The sequence below is a fragment of the Streptomyces sp. NPDC005494 genome (assembly GCF_042872025.1).
Classification (GTDB): domain Bacteria; phylum Actinomycetota; class Actinomycetes; order Streptomycetales; family Streptomycetaceae; genus Streptomyces.
In genome coordinates, this window is the sequence record NZ_JBIAJR010000001.1 from 274,877 (window position 1) to 293,866 (window position 18,990).

An 18,990-nucleotide genomic window follows, 5' to 3' on the forward strand; every position below is an offset into this window, starting at 1 on the left:
GAGCGTCAGCTCCTGTCGGCCTTCTGCGGTGAGCCGTCGCTCTCCGGTTCGGCCGCTTCCGTCTCCGTCGCCTCCGCGCCGGGGGCGTCGTCGGTGGATTCCTCGGAGGGAGCGTCCTCGGACGTGGAGTCCTTCCCGTCCTGCTCGTCCGGCCGTCCCGCGTCGGGCTCGACGATCTCCTCGCGGCCCGGGCGCTTCTTGGCCGAGATCACGATGTAGGTCACCGCCAGCACGAAGACGACGATCGCGGTCCAGACGTTGAGCCGGAGCCCCAGCACGTGGTGCGCCTCGTCGACGCGCATGTACTCGATCCAGCCGCGGCCGGCGCAGTACGCCGCGACGTAGAGGGCGAAGGCCCGGCCGTGTCCGAGCTTGAAGCGGCGGTCCGCCCAGATGACGAGCAGGGCGACACCGACACACCAGAGGGACTCGTAGAGGAACGTCGGGTGGTAGGTGCCCTCGACCCGGTTCGCCCCCTCGCTGATCTTCACCGCCCAGGGCAGGTCCGTCGGCTTGCCGTACAGCTCCTGGTTGAACCAGTTGCCCCAGCGGCCGATCGCCTGGGCGAAGGCGATCCCGGGTGCCAGGGCGTCCGCCCAGGCCGGGAGCGGGATCCCCCGGCGGCGGCAGCCGATCCAGGCACCGACCGCGCCCAGCGCGATGGCGCCCCAGATGCCGAGTCCGCCCTCCCAGATCTTGAAGGCGTCCACCCAGTTCTCACCGTCGCTGAAGTACAGCTGGTAGTCGGTGATGACGTGGTAGAGCCTGCCTCCGACCAGGCCGAAGGGAACCGCCCAGACGGCGATGTCGGCGACGGTGCCGGCTTTTCCTCCCCTGGCGATCCAGCGCTTGTTGCCGAACCAGACGGCGACGAAGACACCGATGATGATGCAGAACGCGTAGCCGCGGAGCGGGATCGGGCCGAGCTCGATCACCCCGGTCGACGGGCTGGGAATGTAGGCAAGGTTCATGACGAGGTCGACGCTACCCTGCCGGACGGGACGTACGGCAAGCCGTCCGGCAACTTCTGCATAACGAGGCCCTCCGGCGGAGTACCCGCCGAAGGGCCCTCCCGCTCTACGAGCCCGACGGTGTGGGCCTGACGGTGCCCGGCTTCTTGCCCTTGTTCGCCTCCGCGACCCACTTCTTGATGTTGGCCTCGGAAATCTGCTCGTCCCCCTTCTTGGGGAAGATCGAATCGCCGTTGAGCAGTGCCGTCGGGGTCCCCTGGAAGCCGCCCTCGGTGAAGGCCTTGTTCGACTTCTCGACCCAGCTGTCGTGCGTGCCGTCCTCCACGCAGCTGCGGAAGGCCGGCGTGTCGAGGCCGTCCACCTTGCCCGCGAGCTCGATCAGTTTGCTGTTCTCGCCGAAGGCGTCGTCGGTCTCGGCGGGCTGGTTGCTGTACAGGACGTCGTGGTACGGGGCGAACTTGCCGGCGTCCTGGGCGCAGGCCGCGGCGTTGGCCGCGCGCAGGGATCCGCTGCCGCCGAGGTTGCCGTCGATGATCGTCGCGAGGTGGTACTGCACCTTGAGCTGTCCGCTCTCCGCCAGCTCCGTGATCGTGTCCCGGAAGGCGTTCTCGAACTGGGCGCAGACCGGGCAGCGGAAGTCCTCCCAGATCGTGAGCGTGGACGGCGCGTCGTCCGCCCCGACCTGGAGGGCGAGTCCGTCCTCGCCCATGGCCCCGGACGGGGTGACGGCGGGTCCGGCCTCGCTGTCCTGGTCGTCCTTCCCGGCGTTGGCGGCGATCAGGCCGATCACCGCGGCCAGGGCCAGCACGCCCACCACGGCGGTCGCGACGATCAGCGTGCGGCGGCGGCGGTCCCGCGCCCGGTCCTGCTCACGCTGCTGGGCCAGCCGGTCGCGCGCGGCTCTTCTTCGGTCTTGGTTCTTCTCGCTCACACCGCGCAAACGAACCGGGGAGGCGCGCGAGCGCCTCCCCGGTCCCATGTCCACCCGTACGGATGACGAGCGCTGTCAGCGCTTTCGAACGCCTTCGGCCAGTTCGGCCGCCAGAGCGCGGACGGCGGCGAGGCCGGCTGCCTCGTCCGGTGCGTCCAGCATCCGCTTGACGAAGGCCGAACCGACGATCACCCCGTCGGCGAAGCCCGCGACTTGCCGGGCGTGCTCGGCGGTGGAGACACCGATGCCGACGCAGACCGGCAGGTCCGAGGTGGCGCGGGTGCGGCGGACGAGGTCCTGGGCCTGCTCGCCGACCGACTCGCGGGTGCCGGTGACACCCATCAGCGAGGCGGCGTAGACGAAACCGGTGCCCGCCTCCGTGATGGTGGCGAGGCGCGCGTCCTTGCTGCTCGGGGCGACGACGAAGACGGTGGCGAGGCCGTGCTTCTCCGCGTGCTCCCTCCACAGACCCGATTCCTGGACCGGCAGGTCGGGCAGGATGCACCCCGCGCCGCCCGCGTCGGCCAGCTCGGCGGTGAAGCGTTCGACGCCGTAGCGGTCGATCGGGTTCCAGTACGTCATGACGAGGATCGGCGCGCCCGTGGCCTCGTGGGCCTCACGGACCGTGCGCATGATGTCGGCGATCTTGACTCCGCCGCGCAGCGCGATGTCGTCGGCGGTCTGGATGACCGGCCCGTCGAGCACCGGGTCGCTGTGCGGGAGGCCCACCTCGATGACGTCGGCGCCGCCCGCGACGGCCGCCTTGACCGCGGCGATGCCGCCGTCGACGGTCGGGAAGCCGCCGGGGAGGTAGGCGATGAGCGCCGCCCGGTCCTCGGATGCCGCCTGCGCCAGCGTCGATTCGAGAAGCTCTCGGTTGCCGCTCACTTGGTGACCTCTTCCTCTCCGTCGGCCACGTCGGCCTCGACGACCGCGTCGGCGCCGTCGTACAGCCCGAAGTACCGCGCCGCCGTGTCCATGTCCTTGTCACCGCGGCCGGACAGGTTGATCAGGATCAGCCCGTCCTCGCCGAGTTCCTTGCCGACCTCCAGGGCTCCGGCCAGCGCGTGCGCGCTCTCGATGGCCGGGATGATCCCTTCGGTGCGGGACAGGAGGCGCAGCGCCTGCATGGCGGCGTCGTCGGTGACCGCCCGGTACTCGCCGCGGCCGACGTCCTTGAGGTAGGCGTGCTCCGGGCCGATGCCCGGATAGTCCAGGCCGGCCGAGATCGAGTACGGCTCGGTGATCTGGCCCTCCTCGTCCTGGAGGACGTAGGAGCGTGAGCCGTGCAGGATCCCGGGCTCGCCCGCGGTCAGGGTCGCGGCGTGCTCGCCGGTCTCGACGCCGTGTCCGGCCGGTTCGCAGCCGATGAGCCGGACGCCCGCGTCCGGGATGAAGGCGTGGAACAGGCCGATGGCGTTGGATCCGCCGCCGACGCAGGCGACCGCGGCGTCGGGCAGCCGGCCGGTGCGCTCCAGGATCTGCCGGCGGGCCTCGACACCGATCACCCGGTGGAAGTCGCGGACCATCGCCGGGAAGGGGTGCGGTCCGGCGACCGTACCGAAGAGGTAGTGGGTGCGGTCCACGTTGGCGACCCAGTCGCGGAAGGCCTCGTTGATGGCGTCCTTGAGGGTCCGGGAGCCGGACTTCACGGCGACGACCTCGGCGCCGAGCATCCGCATGCGCGCCACGTTGAGCGCCTGGCGCTCGGTGTCGATCTCACCCATGTAGATGGTGCATTCGAGCCCGAAGAGCGCGCAGGCGGTCGCGGTGGCGACACCGTGCTGGCCCGCGCCGGTCTCCGCGATGATGCGGGTCTTGCCCATGCGCTTGGTCAGGAGGGCCTGGCCCAGCACGTTGTTGATCTTGTGCGAGCCGGTGTGGTTGAGGTCCTCACGCTTGAGGAAGACGCGGGCACCCCCCGCGTGCTCGGCGAAGCGCGCGACCTCGGTCAGCGCGCTGGGACGGCCGGTGTAGTCGACCATGAGCGCGTTGAGTTCGGCTGCGAAGGCCGGGTCCGCCTTGGCCTTGTCGTACTCGACGGCCACCTCGTCCACGGCGGCGACCAGTGCCTCCGGGATGAACTTGCCACCGAACGCGCCGAAATAGCCCTCGGCGCTGGGGATCAGACCCTCGGGGTCCGGGATGAAGAAGTCGGACGACATACGAATTGCTCCTGGAGATCGCTACGGGTGTTCTCACCGTGTGCGCCGTGAGCGGAGCGCCGCGCCGGCCGGGTGAACGGTCGGTGCGGTGGGGTCGTGCGGGTCTCCCGGATGGACGGGGGACCTTCCCTGTACGGGATACGACGGCCGGGGCTCGCTACGGCGCGGACCCCGTGCGCCATCGCATGCCGTTGACCTGCCCCGGCTCGTCGCCGATCACGTACCGCACGCGCCTGCCGTGCACGCGCCGGGCGGGGGCGCGGCAGCCGCGTGGGCGGCAGCCGCGCGCCAGCGGCGCGTGCGGGTCCCGGGCCCCGGCCCCGGCGGGGCGCAGGCCCGGCCGGATGCGGGATGCGGGACGGTCGGCAGGCACGGGTGCGGTCAGCCCCGTCCGTGCCGCAGCGCGGGGTGGGCCCCGGCGGCGACCAGGTCGGCCACGGCTGCCCGCGGGTCACGGCCGGTGACCAGGGACTCGCCGACGAGCACCGCGTCCGCGCCGGCGTTGGCGTAGGCGATGAGGTCGTGCGGGCCACGGACGCCGGACTCGGCGACCTTGACGATGTGGTCGGGGATCTCGGGGGCGACGCGTTCGAAGACGGAACGGTCGACCTTGAGGTCCTTCAGGTTGCGCGCGTTGACACCGATGATCTTCGCTCCGGCGTCCACGGCGCGCTCCGCCTCCTCCTCGTCGTGCACCTCGACGAGCGGCGTCAGGCCGATCGACTCGGCGCGCTCGATCAGCGAGACCAGGGCCTCCTGGTCGAGTGCGGCGACGATCAGCAGGGCGAGGTCGGCGCCGTAGGCCCGTGCCTCCCACAGCTGGTACGAGGTGACGATGAAGTCCTTGCGCAGGACGGGGATGTCGACCTTGGCGCGGACGGCCTCCAGGTCGGCGAGCGAGCCTCCGAAACGGCGCTCCTCGGTGAGCACCGAGATGACGGATGCCCCGCCGGCCTCGTAGTCCGCGGCGAGCGCGGCCGGGTCGGCGATGGCGGCAAGGGCCCCCTTGGAGGGGCTGGAGCGCTTGACCTCGCAGATGACGGTCACGCCCTCGCCGCGCAGGGCGGCGACTCCGTCCTTGGCCTGGGGAGCGCGTGCGGCGCGTTCCTTGAGCTCGTCGAGGCTGACACGCGCCTGCCGCTCCGCGAGGTCGGCGCGAACGCCGTCAATGATCTCGTCGAGCACACTCACGCGAGCGGCCCCCTTCCGAAGCGGTGATAGGAACAAGGATCAGCCATCTCGATGGTATCCGCAGGAAGCCCCAGGGCTCGCATCCGGCGGCCGCACGTCCCACTACCTGGGCACTCAGGGTGCCAGGGCGGAGCCGAAGGGCAGGTTCCGCACCACGGAGAAGATCAGCAGCACCGCGCCGACGGCCCACCAGTGGACGGGCCTGAGCTCGATGCGCAGGGGCCGGCCCCGGCTCGCGCTCACCGTCCAGGCCAGCCAGACGGCCGCGAAGGCGACGTAGCCCACGACGGCCACGGCGTTGGCACCGAGGGCGGTGACGAGATCCCCGTGGGCGAAGGCATGGGCACTGCGGAGGCCGCCGCAGCCGGGGCAGAACACTCCGGTGAACCGGAGCATGGGGCAGACCGGGTAGTGGCCGGGCTCGTTGGGGTCGACGGTGGCCACGTAGCCGAAGGCTCCGACGACGGCGGCCATGACCCCGACGGGGGTCGCGAGCCTCCGCAGCCGGGAGGCCGGCGCGGGGGCCTGCGGGGGCACGGGACCGGGGGCGTGGGGCACGGGGGCCCGGTCGGGGGCTGCGGGAGAGGCTGAGGCGTCCACGCGCCGATTGTCCCCGCTCACGCGAAGAGGCGCAGCCCGGTCCGGGCTGCGCCTCGCGTCTCGTCCGGTGTCCGGCACCCGATCAGGCGGTGATCTGGGCCTCTGAGGCGCGGGCCCTGGCCGCCGCCATCTCGGCGGACTCCTTCGGCATGCCGAGGCCGGCCAGCTTCATGGCGAACCCGACGAGGCCGCCGAGGAGGACGACCGCGATACCGGCCCAGAAGCCGAGCGTGTTCGCCGCCACCATGAAGAGGCCCGCGATGCAGAAGCCGATGAAGGAGATGATGACGCCGGTCCAGGCGGCCGGGGTGTGTCCGTGGCTGCTGCCCGCCATGAGTTGCTCCTTGTTGGTGTTGCGCTGAAGGTGTCGCTGGGAAAGCTCACTGCCATTGTCCCGTACGCGCCGGTGGACGTGAGGCTCGGGGTCATGCCTCGCGCGTCGGGTCCTCGCCGCGGTCGAGCGCCTTCCACAGTTCCTCGGGGCGCTCGGGGTCCGGGGCGGTGCGGGCGGCCTTGCGGGGGCGGGGCGTGCCGTCGCGTTCGTACCGTCCCGACATCGTGGGCCAGCGGCTGCCGTAGCGCAGGGCCAGCAGGCCGGCGAGCAGAATCAGCAGGCCGCCGGCCGCGGTGACGTAGGGCCAGGCGGTGTGGCTGAGGGCCTCGATGGTGGCGGAGGTGTTGCCGGTGGTCTCGGCGGCCCGCTCGTCCAGCGCGGCGCTGTCGGAGGCGCCCGCCCAGGCGCTCAGTCCGGCGCCGAGGCCGCTGAGGGCCAGCAGGCCGGCGACCAGCTTCCGGCCTCCGCCGCGGACGGCGAAGACGGCGACGAGGGCGGCCAGGCCGACGACGGCCAGGGCCGCGGGGACACCGGTGACGTCCTGGCCGTCGGCGCTCAGGGGCAGGGTGCCGCCGCCGACGGCTGCCACGCCCTCGGCCCAGGTCTGGCCCGAGGCGAGGAGGACGGCGGTGGCGCCGGCCGCCCCGAGGAGCAGACCGGCGGCCAGGCTTCGGCGGCTTCCTGCGCTGTCGGGCGCGGAGGCGGCTCGGGCACGGGGCTGGGGTACGGGGACGGCACTCACGTACTCCACTATCCCCTACCGGTTCAATTCGCTCCGAGGCGGTTCGCCGTGTGCACGGCCCGCAGGACCGCGGCGGCCTTGTTGCGGCACTCGGTGTCCTCGGCGGCGGGATCGGAGTCCGCGACGATGCCCGCGCCCGCCTGGACGTACGCGGTGCCGTCGCGGAGCAGCGCGGTCCGGATCGCGATGGCGGTGTCGGAGTCCCCGGCGAAGTCGAGGTAGCCGACGCAGCCGCCGTACAGGCCCCGGCGGCTGGGTTCGAGCTCCTCGATGATCTGCAGGGCGCGCGGCTTGGGCGCGCCGGAGAGGGTGCCCGCGGGGAAGCACGCCGTGAGGACGTCGAAGGCGGTGCGGCCCTCGGCGACCCGTCCGGTGACGGTGGAGACGATGTGCATCACGTGCGAGTACCGCTCGACCGACATGAAGTCGACCACCTCGACACTGCCGGGTGCGCAGACGCGGCCCAGGTCGTTGCGCCCGAGGTCGACGAGCATGAGGTGCTCGGCGCGTTCCTTGGGGTCGGCGAGGAGTTCGTCGGCGAGCGCCTGGTCCTCCTGCGGGGTGGCGCCCCGGTGCCGGGTGCCGGCGATGGGGTGGACCATGGCCCGGCCGTCCTCGACCTTGACGAGCGCCTCGGGGCTGGAGCCGACGACGTCGAAGCCGTCGAAGCGGAAGAGGTACATGTACGGCGAGGGGTTGGTGGCGCGCAGGACCCGGTAGACGTCGAGCGCGCTGGCCGTGCACGGGGTCTCGAAGCGCTGGGAGGGCACGACCTGGAAGGCCTCGCCCGCCCTGATCCGCTCCTTGACGTCCTCGACGGCGTCCCGGAACGCCTGGCCGCCCCAGAGCGCGGTGTAGGGCGGGAGCTCGGAGGGCGGCAGGGCGGCGGGGACGTTCTCCACCGGCCGTGACAGGTCGCGCTCCATGGCGTCGAGCCGGGCGACCGCGTCCGTGTACGCCTCGTCGACGCCGGTGTCCAGGTCGTTGTGGTTGATCGCGTTGGCGATCAGCAGGACGGTGCCGGTGCCGTGGTCGAGCACGGCGAGGTCGGAGGTCAGCAGCATCGTGAGCTCGGGGAGCTTCAGGTCGTCGCCGCCGTGCTCGGTGATCCGCTCCAGACGGCGTACGACGTCGTAGCCGAGGTAGCCGACCATGCCGCCGGTGAACGGCGGCAGGCCGTCGTCGCCGACGAGGTCACGCGGGGTGTGCAGGGTCTCGACCGTGGCCCGCAGGGCCTGCAGCGGGTCCCCGTCGACGGGGACTCCGACGGGCGGGGTCCCGAGCCAGTGGGCCTGGCCGTCGAGGGCGGTCAGGGTCGCGGCGCTGCGTACCCCGATGAAGGAGTAGCGGGACCAGGTGCGGCCGTTCTCGGCGGATTCGAGGAGGAAGGTGCCGGGGCGTTCGGCCGCGAGCTTGCGGTAGAGCCCGACCGGGGTGTCGCCGTCTGCGAGGAGCCGGCGGCTGACGGGGATGACGCGCCGGTCGACGGCGAGCTTGCGGAAGGTCTCGAGATCCATGGCGGGTGACCTTACCGGGGGCCGGAGAGCGGAAGGACGTCCTCGTCGAAGCAGGTGCGGGCCCCTGTGTGGCAGGCCGCGCCCGTCTGGTCGACCTTGACCAGCACGGTGTCGGCGTCGCAGTCGAGGGCGACGGACTTCACCCGCTGGATGTGGCCGGAGGTGTCGCCCTTGACCCAGTACTCCTGCCGGCTGCGGGACCAGTAGGTGCAGCGGCCGGTGGTGAGGGTGCGGTGCAGCGCCTCGTCGTCCATCCAGCCGAGCATGAGCACCTCGCCCGTGTCGTACTGCTGGGCGATGGCCGGGACCAGTCCGTCGGGGCCGCGCTTGAGGCGGGCGGCGACGGCCGGATCGAGGTTGCTGGCGGGCGTGGGGCCGGGCGTGCTGGTCATGCGCCCCATTGTGCCGCGCCGGGCGACGCCGTCCGGCCGTGCGTCCACTGGGCGGACCGGGGGCGCCGGTCGTACGCTGGCGGGCATGTCGACCCATGCGAAGCGTGAACGTCTTCTGCTCGCCGACCTGTTGGAAGCGGCGGGTCCCGAGGCCCTGACCTTGTGCAACGGCTGGAAGACCCGTGACCTGGCCGCCCATGTCGTGGTGCGTGAGCGCCGCGCGGACGCCGCGGGCGGGATTGTGCTGGGCGCCCTGAAGAACCGGCTGGAGCGCATCCAGGCCGAGTTCGCCGCCAAGCCGTACGAGGAGCTGATCCAGCTCATCCGTACGGGTCCGCCGCGTATGTCGCCCTTCGGCCTCAAGCAGCTGGACGAAGCGGCGAACACCGTCGAGTTCTACATCCACGCGGAGGACGTGCGCCGGGCGCAGCCGGACTGGTCGCAGCGTGACCTCGATCCGGTCTTCGCCGACGTGCTGTGGTCGCGTACCGAGAAGACGGCCCGGATGCTGGGCCGCCGGGCCCCGGTGGGGCTGGTGCTGCGGCGGCCGGACGGCCAGACGGCGGTGGCCCACAAGGGCACCCCGGTGGTGACGGTCACCGGGGAGCCGGGTGAGCTGCTGCTGTTCGCCGCCGGGCGGCAGGACGCGGCGCGGGTGGAGCTGGAGGGCGACAAGGACGCGCTGGCCCGGCTGCACACGGCCGAGCTCGGTCTGTAGTCCGGGGTGGGTGGGGGCGGGGCCTCGCGGTCCCCGCCCCCACCGGCGGCTCAGACGCCGCCGCGCGCGCGGGCGGGAGCCCAGCGGGCCCGGTGGCGGTTACGCGTGTCCGGTGCGGCGTCCGGGTCACGCCCTGACCCGAGCAGTCCCAGCAGGAAGCCGGCGGGGATGGTGACCAGGCCCGGTGTCTGGAGCGGGAAGACGTCGAAGTCCCACTCCGGGAACAGGGCGACGGGCGTGCCGGAGAAGGCCGGCGACATCACCATCAGGACGCAGATGAGCGGAAGGGTCCCGTACACGGTCCACCGCACCCCCCGGGCGTTGAAGCCAGGCCTGAACAGGGCGTACAGCAGCACGGGCGGCAGGATGGACGCGGCGGCCGCGAACGAGAGCGAGAGCAGCACCTGGGGGTTGCGGTCGTGGGTGTACGCCGAGAGGAACACGGCGAACGCCCCGATCCCGGCCACGGCCCAGCGGGCGTGCCTGATCTCCCTGGCGGAGGCCTTGCCCTCGCCCTGGGCGCCGGACTTCAGCGTGAAGTCGCGTGCCAGGGACGAGGCGGCGGCCAGGGTGATCCCGGCGACCGCGGCCAGGGTGGTGGCGAAGGCGGCGCAGGCGACGAGGGCGAACAGCGGGCTGTCGCGCGGTCCGGTGGCACCGGGGTCCAGGGCGCCGGTCACCATCAGCAGGGCGGTGCCGCCCGCGGGGTCGGCGGCGTGCAGCAGATCCCTGCCGATGAGTGCGGAGGCGCCGAGCCCGACGACGACGATGCCCGCGCACAGCACGGCGACGGGGACCGTGGCCCACACACCGGCACGGCGGGCGGTCCAGGCGTCGCGGATGGGATGCAGCCGCATCATGATGTGCGGCATGCAGGCCGCGCCGAGCACGAGGGTGAGCTGGAAGCCGATCAGGTCGAGTCCTCCGGCGAGTCCGTGCCCGAACTGTAGCCCGGGGAGCGCGTAGTCGCCGCCCGCCTTGCTGCCGGCCTGGGCGGCGTCGAAGAGGGCGAACGGGGACCAGTCGAAGCGCGCGAGGACGAGCCCCGCGAGCAGGGTCACGGCGCCCAGGACGACGGCCACCTTGAGGATCTGGATGTAGCCGGTGCCGCGCATCCCGCCGAAGGCCGAGTAGCAGACCATGAGCGCGCCGCTGGCCACGGTGCAGCCGGTGAGCGCGCCGTCGGGGAGCCCGAACATGGCGGTCATGACGCGCCCGGCGGTGGTGAGCTGGACGAGCAGCAGCGGGGCCAGCACCACGAGCGTGGCCACCCCGAGCGCCCGGCGCACGGAGCCGTCGCCCAGCCTGTCGGCGAGGAAGTCGCCCATGGTGAACACGCCCTGACGGCGCAGGCGTTCGGCGAACAGGCGCATGACCAGGACGAGCGAGGCGACGGTGGCCAGGGCGAACAGCAGGCCGTCGAAGCCGGCGAGCGCGACGGATCCGGTGGTGGAGAGCAGGGTGGCGGCGGAGACGTAGTCCCCGGCGATGGCGAGACCGGCGCCGACGGGGCCCAGGGTGGCACCGCCCGCGTAGAAGTGCTCCGGGTCGTCCTGGTCGGCCGCGGCGAGTCCGCACAGCAGCAGGGACACGGCGACGAACGCGAGGAAGATGACGACGGCCAGGGAGCGGGCGTCGATCGCGCCGCTCACCGGGTTCGCTCCGCCGGTACGGCTCCACAAGGGGCAGCTGATGACATGCGCGCCATGGCACCAGGTGAGGCGTGTGCGGCACAGGGGGTACGAGCCGGGCGCGGCGCCGGTACAGCCCGCCGGCGCCCGAACTGTGCGCGGGCACAACGCCGTTGGGTGAACGGTGTGGTCCGGTCCGGCCCATCGGCACGGGTGCGGGATGCGGAGCGACCGGGTCCGGCGGCCGGTGCGGACCGGGACCCTGGTGGGGGGCGGCACGGCGGAGCGATCGGGTCCCAGGTGCAGGGGCGGCACAGCGGAGCGATCAGGCCCCCGGTGCGGGGGCGGCACAGCGGAGCGGCACGGCGGAGCGATCGGGTCCCAGGTGCAGCGGCGGCTCAGCGGAGCGATCAGGCCCCAGGTGCAGGGGCGGCACAGCGGAGCGGCCCTCCCCCCTGCCCGCACGGCGCCGCGCCGTTCCCCCGGGGGCCGCGGCCGGACAGCCGCGATCCCCCGCCCCGCTGCCCTCCGGCCGCGAGGCCGCGAGGCGGCACGGGCGGCGGCGGCACGGCGCCCGACAGCAGGACGGCGGGGGCGGGAGTGCCGGCGGATTCCGGTGGGCCGGGGTGGGCCGGCGCCTGGCGGATGCGAGCTCAGCCCGCCAGCAGCCGCCGTGCCGCCAGGGCCAGGGAGACCTCGACCGCGTCCGACGGCCTGGTCAGACAGCGCCCCGTGAGCTGCTCGAAGCGCCGCAGCCGGTTGAGCACGGTGTTGCGGTGGCAGTAGAGGCGCGCGCCCGCCCGCTGCGCGGAGCCGTCCGAGTCGAGCCAGGCGGTCAGCGTCTCGATGAGTACGTCCCGGTCGGCCGGGTCCAGCCGGTCCAGCGGTCCGAGGACGCGGTCGGCGAGTGCGGTGCCGAGCCCCGGCGACGACACGACGAGCGCCGCGGGCAGGTGTTCCTCCAGCAGTACGGTGCCGCCGGACGCCGGGCAGGCCCGCAGCGCGGTCTCGGCCAGGCGCCGCGCGTCACCGACGGCCGCGAGGCCATGGACGACCGAGCTGAGTCCCACCCGGGTTCCCGGAGGCGCCGTCAGTCCGGCTGCCAGCGCGTCGAGTTCGGCGGCGGGCTCGGTGGCCGGACCGGCACTGGGCGCCGTCTCGGTTTCTCCTTCGGCGGCTGGTTCCGCGTCGGCCGGTGCGGGCCCCGCTCCCAGCGGGAGGATGGCCAGTTCTACCTCGCCCGCCGAGTGCCAGAGCGCCGGGGTGTCGTCGGACAGGGTCACGGGCGGCTTGCCTGCGCCGTGCGGGGCGCGCCGGGCGGCGGCGACCGCGAGGACGGCGTACCGGCCGTGCACCGGGAGTCCCAGCATCGCGGCGGCGTCCGGCAGGTCGGCGATCCGGGCGGTGCCGTCCAGCAGGGCCGCCGTCATCAGGCGCTGACGGTTCTCGCGGCGCCAGGAGAGCCGGCGCTCGGCCTGGCGGTACGCCTCGGCCACCACGGCGCAGTGCTCGTCGACGAAGTTCCAGACGTCCGCGGCGACGTGGACGAGCAACCGTGTGTCCTCGGGGGACCGCCGCGCGGTGTCGTCGACCAGGTCCTGCCAGACCATCGCGCCGCCCATGCGGAAGGCGTGCATGACCGCGTCGAGCGGTACGCCCTGCTCGGCCCTGCTCTCGCCGATCCACCGGGAGGTGCGGTGGGCGGCCTCGCGGAACTCCCGGGGCTGGATGAGGGAGGCGACGTTGTGCCGCAGCGAGTGGTGGACCTCCTGCCAGATCTCGGCGGCCTCGGTCTCCATCGCGGCGCGGTAGGCGGGCTCCTGCTCCCGCAGCGCCTCGACCAGCCGGTCCGTGAGCTCCGGCAGGGTGTCCAGGAGCACCCGCGCCGCCCGGTGGAGCACGGCCACGGCGTCGCGGTCGGCGAGGGAGCGTGCGCGGTGCGGCATCGGGGTTACGGGGGGCGGTCCGTGCAGCGCCCTGATCCGTGAACGTACGACCTGTGGCATGGCGGCCTCCACCGGGAATCGGCCGGCTGCGGTGGGCCGGCCCCGGTGTGTGCCCGGCCCGGTGTTGGGCGGGCGCACACCGATTGATCCTGACGACCGCAGAATGGCATACCGCCCGGTCGGTACCTAGAGGTCTGCGCGGTTCTTCTCATCACGGTCCTGCAACCTCTCCCCGCCCCGGCGGTCCAGGAGCCGCGCGAGCTCGGTCCGGGACCGGACGCCGAGCGCGGCGAAGACGTTCCGCAGGTGGTGGTCGACGGTACGCGGGCTCACCGAGAGGCGCACCGCGACCTCACGGTTGGTCGCCCCCTCCGCGACGCAGCGGGCGATCCTCTGCTGCTGCGGGGTCAGCCCGGCCAGCGGGCCGGGGCCGCTCCGGTCGGGCGCGGCGTCCACCGCCTCCCCCGCCGCCCGGAGCTCCCCGCCGGCCCGCTCCGCCCAGACGCGGGCCGAGCAGCGCTCGAAGGCGACCAGGGCGTCGCGCAGCGGGCCCCGGGCCTCGCGGGTGCGGCGCAGCCGGCGCAGCAGCTGACCGTGGAGCAGCTGGGTGCGGGCCCGCTCGAAGTCGCCGCCCGCGCGGTCGTGGTGCGCCAGCGCCTGCTCGTAGCCCGCCGCCGCCTCCTCGGGCGGCGCGAGCAGCGCGCGGCAGCGGGCCAGCTGCGCGGGGACCTGCGGGTCGGTCGTCCGGGCGGTCCACAGGGCGAATTCGCGGAGGGCCGCGGAGAGTTCGGCGGCTCCTTCCTCCGCGCGCCCGGAGAGCACCATCGCCTCGATCCAGCACGGTACGGCGAGCATCCGGGTGGCGAAGTGGCCTGTACCCGGGCCGGGTCTGACCAGCGGACCGAGGCGGGCCGCGGCCTCGCCCGGCCGCCCGGCGGCGAGGTCCGCGCGGGCGACCGCCCAGGTGGCGAGCATGGCCGCCTGGGCCAGGCCGTGCGGTCCGGCGCCCGCGAGGGCCGCGTCGGCGTGGGCGGCGCACGCCTCGGCGGGCCCCTCCACGGACGCGGCGAGCGCGAGTACGGCGTGCAGATGGGTGGCGGAGTTCTGCTGTCCTGTACGCCTGGCCGCGTGCAGCCCCTCCAGCGCGTGGGCCCTGGCCCTGGCGTGCTGGCCCGCGCGCAGTTCGGCGTAGGCGAGCTGTTCCAGTGCGTGCGGCAGCAGGGCCTCGGGTCCCCGGGTCCGTACGGCTGCCAGCGCCCGGGCGCCCGCCCGGCAGGCGGCGTCCACCTCGCCGAGCACCAGGGCGGACGCGCCGGCCCGCAGGAGTTCGTCCGCGTCCTCGGCACGGTCCGCGGAGTCCAGGCAGCAGCGCAGCAGGGCGTGGCCACGGTCGGTGTGACCGGCGAGCACGGCGCACATGCCCGCCCGGTACTGCGCCATGGGGCGGTCGGCCGCGGCGACGGGGATGCGGTGCATGGCGTCCAGGTAGGCGATGGCGTCGCCCATGGCCCAGGCGGCCTCCGCGGCACCGAACAGCGCGTCCAGGGTGCGGCGGGCGTCGTGCGGGGCGAGGAGCTCCGCCGCGGTCAGCAGCGCCTCGCGTGCGTCGGCCGCCGGACCGTCGCCCAGGGCGAGCATGCCGCGTACGTAGGGCGCGGCACCCCCGGCGGGATGAGGGCCGACACGGGCCAGCATGGCGCGGGCACGGCCGGTGTCCCCGGCGAGCCGCGCCTGCTCGGCGGCGGCGGTGAAGCGTGCGGCGCGCAGGGTGTCGTCGGTGGAGAGCGCCGCGGCGCGGGCCAGCGCCGCGGACCGTTCGCCGTGCGGGCGCGGGGCGGTGGCCGCCGCCTCCAGCTGCGCGGCGAGGGCGGCGTCGGGGCCGGGGGCGGCGCAGGCCCGCTGGACCAGTGCGGGCAGCGGGGGTGAGCCGGGGCCGGCGAGCAGCCCGGCGAGCAGCTCGTGCACGGCCCTGCGGCGGCCGGGCAGTGCCCGGTGCAGGACCGCGCGGCGCAGCAGGGGGTGGCTGAAGTGGACCCGGCTGCCCGCCCGCTGGAGGGCGCCCACGGTTCCGGCGGGTGCGAAGAGGACCCGGTCCAGGTGGGCCGCGGCCAGTCCGGCGCGGGTGCCGGCCCGCAGGAGCAGTGCCGCGTCGGCGCCCGCGCCGTCGGGCTCGTGCTCCTCCGCCGCGGCGGCCAGCAGGAGCAGGGTGCGGGTGTCGGGAGAGAGCCCGTCCAGGTGTTCGGCGTGGGCGTCGAGGACGCTCTCCGCACCGGGCAGCGGGTACGGCAGGGCGGTGCGCCCGGCGAGCTGGCCCGGGGTGAGACGGCCGACGAGACCGGCCAGCAGCCGTGGGTTCCCGGCGGCCTCGCGCAGCAGTTCACTGCGTACGACCGGATCGATGTCGGCCGCGCAGTCGGTGAGCCGGTCCAGGAGGGCCGCCCCGGCGTCGTCGTCGAGCGGGCCGAGGCGGAGCGCGGGGAGGCCGGCGAAGGCCGTCTCGTCGGCGGCGCCGATCACCACCGCGACGCGGCTGCCCTCACCGAGCCGGCGCGCGGCGAAGCCCAGTGCGGCGCGGGAGTCCGGGTCCCAGGCGTGCGCGTCGTCCACGCAGACCAGCAGCGGCTGTTCGGCGCCCAGCTCCCGCAGCAGACCGAGCAGCCCGCCGGGGGTGATCCCGGAGCGCAGGACGGTGTCGGGGGCGACGGGCAGCGAACCGGGCGCCGAGCAGAGCAGGGCGTGCAGCCCGCTGTAGGGCAGCCGTTGCTCGGTGCGGGCCGCGGCGGCGTACACGACGGGGCCGCCGTGCCGGGCGCGGTAGTCGGCGGCGGTCTGCCGCAGCAGGGCGGTGCGGCCGAGGCCGGGGGGCGAGGTCAGCACGAGCGCTCCGCCGTCCCCTGCCCGCAGCCGTCCCAACAGGGTTTCCAGGATGGCGAGTTCACCGCTGCGGCCGTACAGCCGGAGCGGACTGTGCACGGTCGTCGATGGGGTCACACTTTCACGTTACTTCCGCGTAAACAGCGTCGGAAGGCTCGCGTCCGCTCCCCGTTTCCGGGTGGCCCCGAGCGGTGCGGGCTCCCAACGGAACGGCATCGGCACTGTGCCGGGGCACAGTCGCGGCGCTGCTCGCCGAACCCGCCCGTAACGTCGGTGCATGACTGATGAATTGCGTACACACGACGGTTTGACCCTGCGTTACTGGCACTGGTCGCGTGACCCGGACACGTCCCTGCCCCCGGTGGTGCTGCTGCACGGCTTCGCCGCGCACGCGCGGCTGAACTGGGAGGGGCCCGGGGTCGTGGAGGCTCTGGTCGCGCGCGGCCGGCGGGTGTACGCCCTGGACGCGCGCGGTCACGGCGAGTCGGACCGGCCGCACGACGAGACGCGCTACGGCGAGTCGCTGATGGCCCGTGACGTGCGTCTGCTCATCGATCGCACGGGCGCGGAGCGGGTGCACCTCGCGGGCTACTCGATGGGCGCGGTGGTGGCGGTACTGGCGGCGGCCGAGGACGAGCGTGTCAGCCGTCTGGTGGTCGGCGGCATCGGCGCGGGTGCGGTGGAGGTGGGGGGCCTGGACACCCGGGTGATGCCTCCGGAGCTGGTGTCCGCGGCGCTGACGGCCGAGGACGCGGCGGACGCGCCCGAGCGGACCAGGGCCTTCCGGGTGCTCGCCGACACGGCGGGGTGCGACCGGCTGGCGCTGGCCGCGCAGATCCGCGCGGTGCACCGGGACGCGCTGCCGCTGGACCGGATAGCGGTCCCGACGCTGGTGCTCGCCGGTGAGAGCGACCCGTTGGCGACCCGCCCGCAGGTGCTCGCCTCCGCGATCGCGGGGGCGGAGCTGACCGTGCTGCCGGGTGACCATCTGACGGCCGTGCGCGATCCCGGCTTCGCCGCGTCCATCGCGGAGTTCCTCTCGCGGGGGTGACCGGTCACGCACGAAGGGCCGGGCCGCGGTACGCGCGGCCCGGCCCCCGCCCGGCAACCGGGGCCGCCCCCTCCGTCAAGGGCCCCGGTCGCCCGGCACCCGGTCACGTACCGGACAGTCCCCCGTCGCGGGACGGTGGACGGCCTCGGTGGCGGGTCCCAGGGGTGCGGCGAGGGTGAACTCCGTGCAGGAAGCGGGTTCGTCGGCCAGAGCCGGGACCGTCGTCACGACGAGGCGTACGGCGCCGTCGTCCCGCCGGTCCACCCGCCAGGGGACGGCCCGCGCGATGCGGCCGATCTCGGCGTCCGCCAGTTCCCCGTCGTGCGCGGCGTCCGCCAACTGCCGGGCGAGGCCCACCACCTGGAGGCGCTGGTTCTCCGTGCGTGTGCGGTCGGCCCCCTCGGGCAACCGGTCCCCCAGCCACCACAGGAGCGTGCCCGCGACCGTCAGGACGAACACCGCCAGGGCGACCGGGACGAGGACGAGGGTGCCTGCCGGCCGGCGCGCCTTCGCAGCGCCGGCCGGCAGGCCCGTCGGAGGGTGTTCCGTGTGATCGGTCATGTCACCGACGGTGATACCCCATCACGAGGCCGTACGTCCGGGTACGGTCGGTCTCGGCTTTGTCACGGGTTCGCTCACCTCGTCTTCATCCCGCTTCGTCCCACCCCGTCCTCAGGAGGTGTGCGGGCAGTTCCCCCTGTACTCGGCGATGGTCAGGCTCGCCGAGGGCAGCGGGCAGAGGAACTGCTCGTAGCGGGTGTCGTTGTCGATGAACCGCTTCAGCCACGAGATGCTGTACTTCGCGATCGTCGTGTTCGACGTGTTCGGGGTGAAGTGGGTGGCACCGCGCAGCTCCAGGTACGCCTTGTCCAGCGAGCTGGGCAGCGAGTTGTAGAACGGCTGGGAGTGTGTGAGGACGGGGGCGATCGTGTCACCGTCCGCGCCGATGACCAGGGTCGGGGTCTTCACCTCGGGCCACGTCTTGTCCGTGTTCCAGCCGGTCAGCGGGATCGCGGCCTGGAGCGAGGGACGGTCCTTGGCAGCTTCGAGGGTGCCGCCGCCGCCCATGGAGTGGCCCATCACGCCCAGCCGGGACGAGTCGACCCGGCTGCGCACCGAGCTGCTCCCCGTCAGGTAGTCCAGCGCCGCGAGCAGCTGGTCACCACGGCTCGCCGGCTGGTCCAGCGTGGTGTTGGTGTCGATGGTGAACACCACGAAGCCCTGCGAGGCCAGACGCGGACCCAGCCACGCGATGCTCGACTCGTACGCGGTGAAACCGGGCGAGATGACCACGGCGCCGAACGTCCCGTCCGACGTGGACGTCGGGTAGTAGATCGTCCCGCCGCCGAATCCTCTGACGCTCAGTGAGGACACGGAGGTCTGGGAGGTGGCGTAGGAGCCGCGGAGTGCCTCGATGCTGGAGTTGCTCGGGGCGGGACCGCGCTCGTACGGGTTGTCGGCGGCCTGGGCGCCGCCCGGGACGAGCGCGGTGAGCAGACCGGCGGTCGCCACGGCGGCTGCCAGGGCGCCCCTGACGCCGCGGGAGCGGCTCCTGGACGTCCGGTGGCGGCTCGGGGAGATGTCGCCGGAGGGGAGGTGCTGCTGCACGGGTGTTCCTCTCGGTAGGGGCGTCACCTCACCGCGGCGGACCGAGGCCCCGTCGTCCGGGGGCCTTCGGGGTTCACCGCGTCGGTTGGCGCCGTCATTCGCTGGCCTGCCGCCACTGTCGCGGTGGGCGCCCCGCGCGGACATCGGCGAGATCGCCGGTCTTGGCTCCGGCACCGCGCGGGAGCCGGTGGCCGGACCGCCCGCGATTCGGTAGCCGGACCACGCGCGATTTGGTGGCCGGACCGCGCGCGACCCGGAGGCCCGACCACGGCAGCGCGGAGGGCCGGACCGCGTGGTGCGGTCCGGCCCCGGTGCTGCC

The 18,990-nt window shown here is 73.9% G+C and carries 18 protein-coding genes; 2 read left to right on the forward strand and 16 right to left on the reverse strand.

Annotated elements, in window-relative coordinates; genetic code table 11:
* Nucleotides 1–5: 5 nt before the first annotated feature.
* The 11 genes from lgt to hisI form a co-directional block, all read right to left on the reverse strand.
* Entirely contained in the window at nt 6–971 is a 966-nt protein-coding gene (lgt, locus tag ACFYQ6_RS01250) for a prolipoprotein diacylglyceryl transferase (RefSeq protein WP_388759657.1), read from the reverse strand.
* Between the two features lie 106 nt (nt 972–1,077).
* Nucleotides 1,078–1,902, reverse strand: coding sequence for a thioredoxin domain-containing protein (locus tag ACFYQ6_RS01255; RefSeq protein WP_361583374.1), 825 nt, complete (start codon nt 1,900–1,902; stop codon nt 1,078–1,080).
* Between the two features lie 75 nt (nt 1,903–1,977).
* Complete coding sequence (gene trpA, locus ACFYQ6_RS01260; protein WP_388759660.1) at nt 1,978–2,790, reverse strand: tryptophan synthase subunit alpha; 813 nt, start codon at nt 2,788–2,790, stop codon at nt 1,978–1,980.
* A complete protein-coding gene (gene trpB / locus ACFYQ6_RS01265; protein ID WP_361583379.1) occupies nt 2,787–4,067 on the reverse strand; it encodes a tryptophan synthase subunit beta in 1,281 nt (426 codons plus the stop codon). The genes trpA and trpB overlap by 4 nt, the downstream gene beginning before the upstream one ends.
* Before the next feature lie 157 nt (nt 4,068–4,224).
* Nucleotides 4,225–4,440, reverse strand: a complete 216-nt coding sequence (trpM, locus tag ACFYQ6_RS01270; protein ID WP_388759663.1) for a tryptophan biosynthesis modulator TrpM — start codon at nt 4,438–4,440, stop codon at nt 4,225–4,227.
* A gap of 8 nt (nt 4,441–4,448) precedes the next feature.
* Nucleotides 4,449–5,258, reverse strand: a complete 810-nt coding sequence (gene trpC / locus ACFYQ6_RS01275) for an indole-3-glycerol phosphate synthase TrpC (RefSeq protein WP_361583382.1) — start codon at nt 5,256–5,258, stop codon at nt 4,449–4,451.
* 114 nt (nt 5,259–5,372) lie between these two features.
* The gene (locus ACFYQ6_RS01280; RefSeq protein WP_388759666.1) at nt 5,373–5,858 is read right to left on the reverse strand and encodes a DUF2752 domain-containing protein; all 486 of its coding nucleotides are present in this window, start codon (nt 5,856–5,858) and stop codon (nt 5,373–5,375) included.
* Between the two features lie 82 nt (nt 5,859–5,940).
* Entirely contained in the window at nt 5,941–6,192 is a 252-nt protein-coding gene (locus tag ACFYQ6_RS01285; protein WP_361583384.1) for an HGxxPAAW family protein, read from the reverse strand.
* A 91-nt stretch (nt 6,193–6,283) separates the two neighbouring features.
* Complete coding sequence (locus tag ACFYQ6_RS01290) at nt 6,284–6,943, reverse strand: TIGR02234 family membrane protein (RefSeq protein WP_361583387.1); 660 nt, start codon at nt 6,941–6,943, stop codon at nt 6,284–6,286.
* Nucleotides 6,944–6,957: 14 nt separating this feature from the next.
* Nucleotides 6,958–8,451 (reverse strand): anthranilate synthase component I, encoded by a 1,494-nt coding sequence (locus ACFYQ6_RS01295; RefSeq protein WP_361583389.1) that lies wholly within the window; start codon nt 8,449–8,451, stop codon nt 6,958–6,960.
* Nucleotides 8,452–8,462: 11 nt separating this feature from the next.
* Nucleotides 8,463–8,843, reverse strand: coding sequence for a phosphoribosyl-AMP cyclohydrolase (gene hisI / locus ACFYQ6_RS01300; RefSeq protein WP_145802224.1), 381 nt, complete (start codon nt 8,841–8,843; stop codon nt 8,463–8,465).
* Nucleotides 8,844–8,928: 85 nt separating this feature from the next.
* Here hisI and ACFYQ6_RS01305 point away from each other — a divergent pair, with 85 nt between their 5' ends.
* Nucleotides 8,929–9,561: a TIGR03085 family metal-binding protein gene (locus ACFYQ6_RS01305; protein ID WP_361583392.1), complete on the forward strand. Its 633-nt coding sequence runs from the start codon at nt 8,929–8,931 to the stop codon at nt 9,559–9,561.
* Between the two features lie 50 nt (nt 9,562–9,611).
* Here the strand turns inward: ACFYQ6_RS01305 and ACFYQ6_RS01310 are convergent, their stop codons facing one another.
* From ACFYQ6_RS01310 to ACFYQ6_RS01320, 3 genes are all read right to left on the reverse strand, one after another.
* Complete coding sequence (locus tag ACFYQ6_RS01310) at nt 9,612–11,213, reverse strand: cation acetate symporter (RefSeq protein WP_361583394.1); 1,602 nt, start codon at nt 11,211–11,213, stop codon at nt 9,612–9,614.
* A 632-nt stretch (nt 11,214–11,845) separates the two neighbouring features.
* Nucleotides 11,846–13,198: a helix-turn-helix domain-containing protein gene (locus ACFYQ6_RS01315; RefSeq protein ID WP_361583397.1), complete on the reverse strand. Its 1,353-nt coding sequence runs from the start codon at nt 13,196–13,198 to the stop codon at nt 11,846–11,848.
* 126 nt (nt 13,199–13,324) lie between these two features.
* Entirely contained in the window at nt 13,325–16,129 is a 2,805-nt protein-coding gene (locus ACFYQ6_RS01320; protein WP_361583400.1) for a LuxR family transcriptional regulator, read from the reverse strand.
* A 160-nt stretch (nt 16,130–16,289) separates the two neighbouring features.
* Between ACFYQ6_RS01320 and ACFYQ6_RS01325 the strand changes: the two genes are divergently transcribed.
* Nucleotides 16,290–17,063, forward strand: coding sequence for an alpha/beta fold hydrolase (locus tag ACFYQ6_RS01325; RefSeq protein ID WP_361583403.1), 774 nt, complete (start codon nt 16,290–16,292; stop codon nt 17,061–17,063).
* A gap of 75 nt (nt 17,064–17,138) precedes the next feature.
* Here the strand turns inward: ACFYQ6_RS01325 and ACFYQ6_RS01330 are convergent, their stop codons facing one another.
* Nucleotides 17,139–17,624, reverse strand: coding sequence for a hypothetical protein (locus tag ACFYQ6_RS01330; protein ID WP_361583406.1), 486 nt, complete (start codon nt 17,622–17,624; stop codon nt 17,139–17,141).
* 111 nt (nt 17,625–17,735) lie between these two features.
* Complete coding sequence (locus tag ACFYQ6_RS01335) at nt 17,736–18,671, reverse strand: dienelactone hydrolase family protein (RefSeq protein ID WP_361583409.1); 936 nt, start codon at nt 18,669–18,671, stop codon at nt 17,736–17,738.
* Between the last annotated feature and the right edge of the window lie 319 nt (nt 18,672–18,990).

Bases quoted from the DNA above. Each gene is read 5' to 3' on its own strand.
- lgt (WP_388759657.1), bottom strand. From the start codon at position 971: ATGAACCTTGCCTACATTCCCAGCCCGTCGACCGGGGTGATCGAGCTC.
- trpB (WP_361583379.1), bottom strand. From the start codon at position 4,067: ATGTCGTCCGACTTCTTCATCCCGGACCCCGAGGGTCTGATCCCCAGC.
- ACFYQ6_RS01285 (WP_361583384.1), bottom strand. From the start codon at position 6,192: ATGGCGGGCAGCAGCCACGGACACACCCCGGCCGCCTGGACCGGCGTC.
- ACFYQ6_RS01295 (WP_361583389.1), bottom strand. From the start codon at position 8,451: ATGGATCTCGAGACCTTCCGCAAGCTCGCCGTCGACCGGCGCGTCATC.
- hisI (WP_145802224.1), bottom strand. From the start codon at position 8,843: ATGACCAGCACGCCCGGCCCCACGCCCGCCAGCAACCTCGATCCGGCC.
- ACFYQ6_RS01305 (WP_361583392.1), top strand. From the start codon at position 8,929: ATGTCGACCCATGCGAAGCGTGAACGTCTTCTGCTCGCCGACCTGTTG.
- ACFYQ6_RS01315 (WP_361583397.1), bottom strand. From the start codon at position 13,198: ATGCCACAGGTCGTACGTTCACGGATCAGGGCGCTGCACGGACCGCCC.
- ACFYQ6_RS01325 (WP_361583403.1), top strand. From the start codon at position 16,290: ATGACTGATGAATTGCGTACACACGACGGTTTGACCCTGCGTTACTGG.
- ACFYQ6_RS01330 (WP_361583406.1), bottom strand. From the start codon at position 17,624: ATGACCGATCACACGGAACACCCTCCGACGGGCCTGCCGGCCGGCGCT.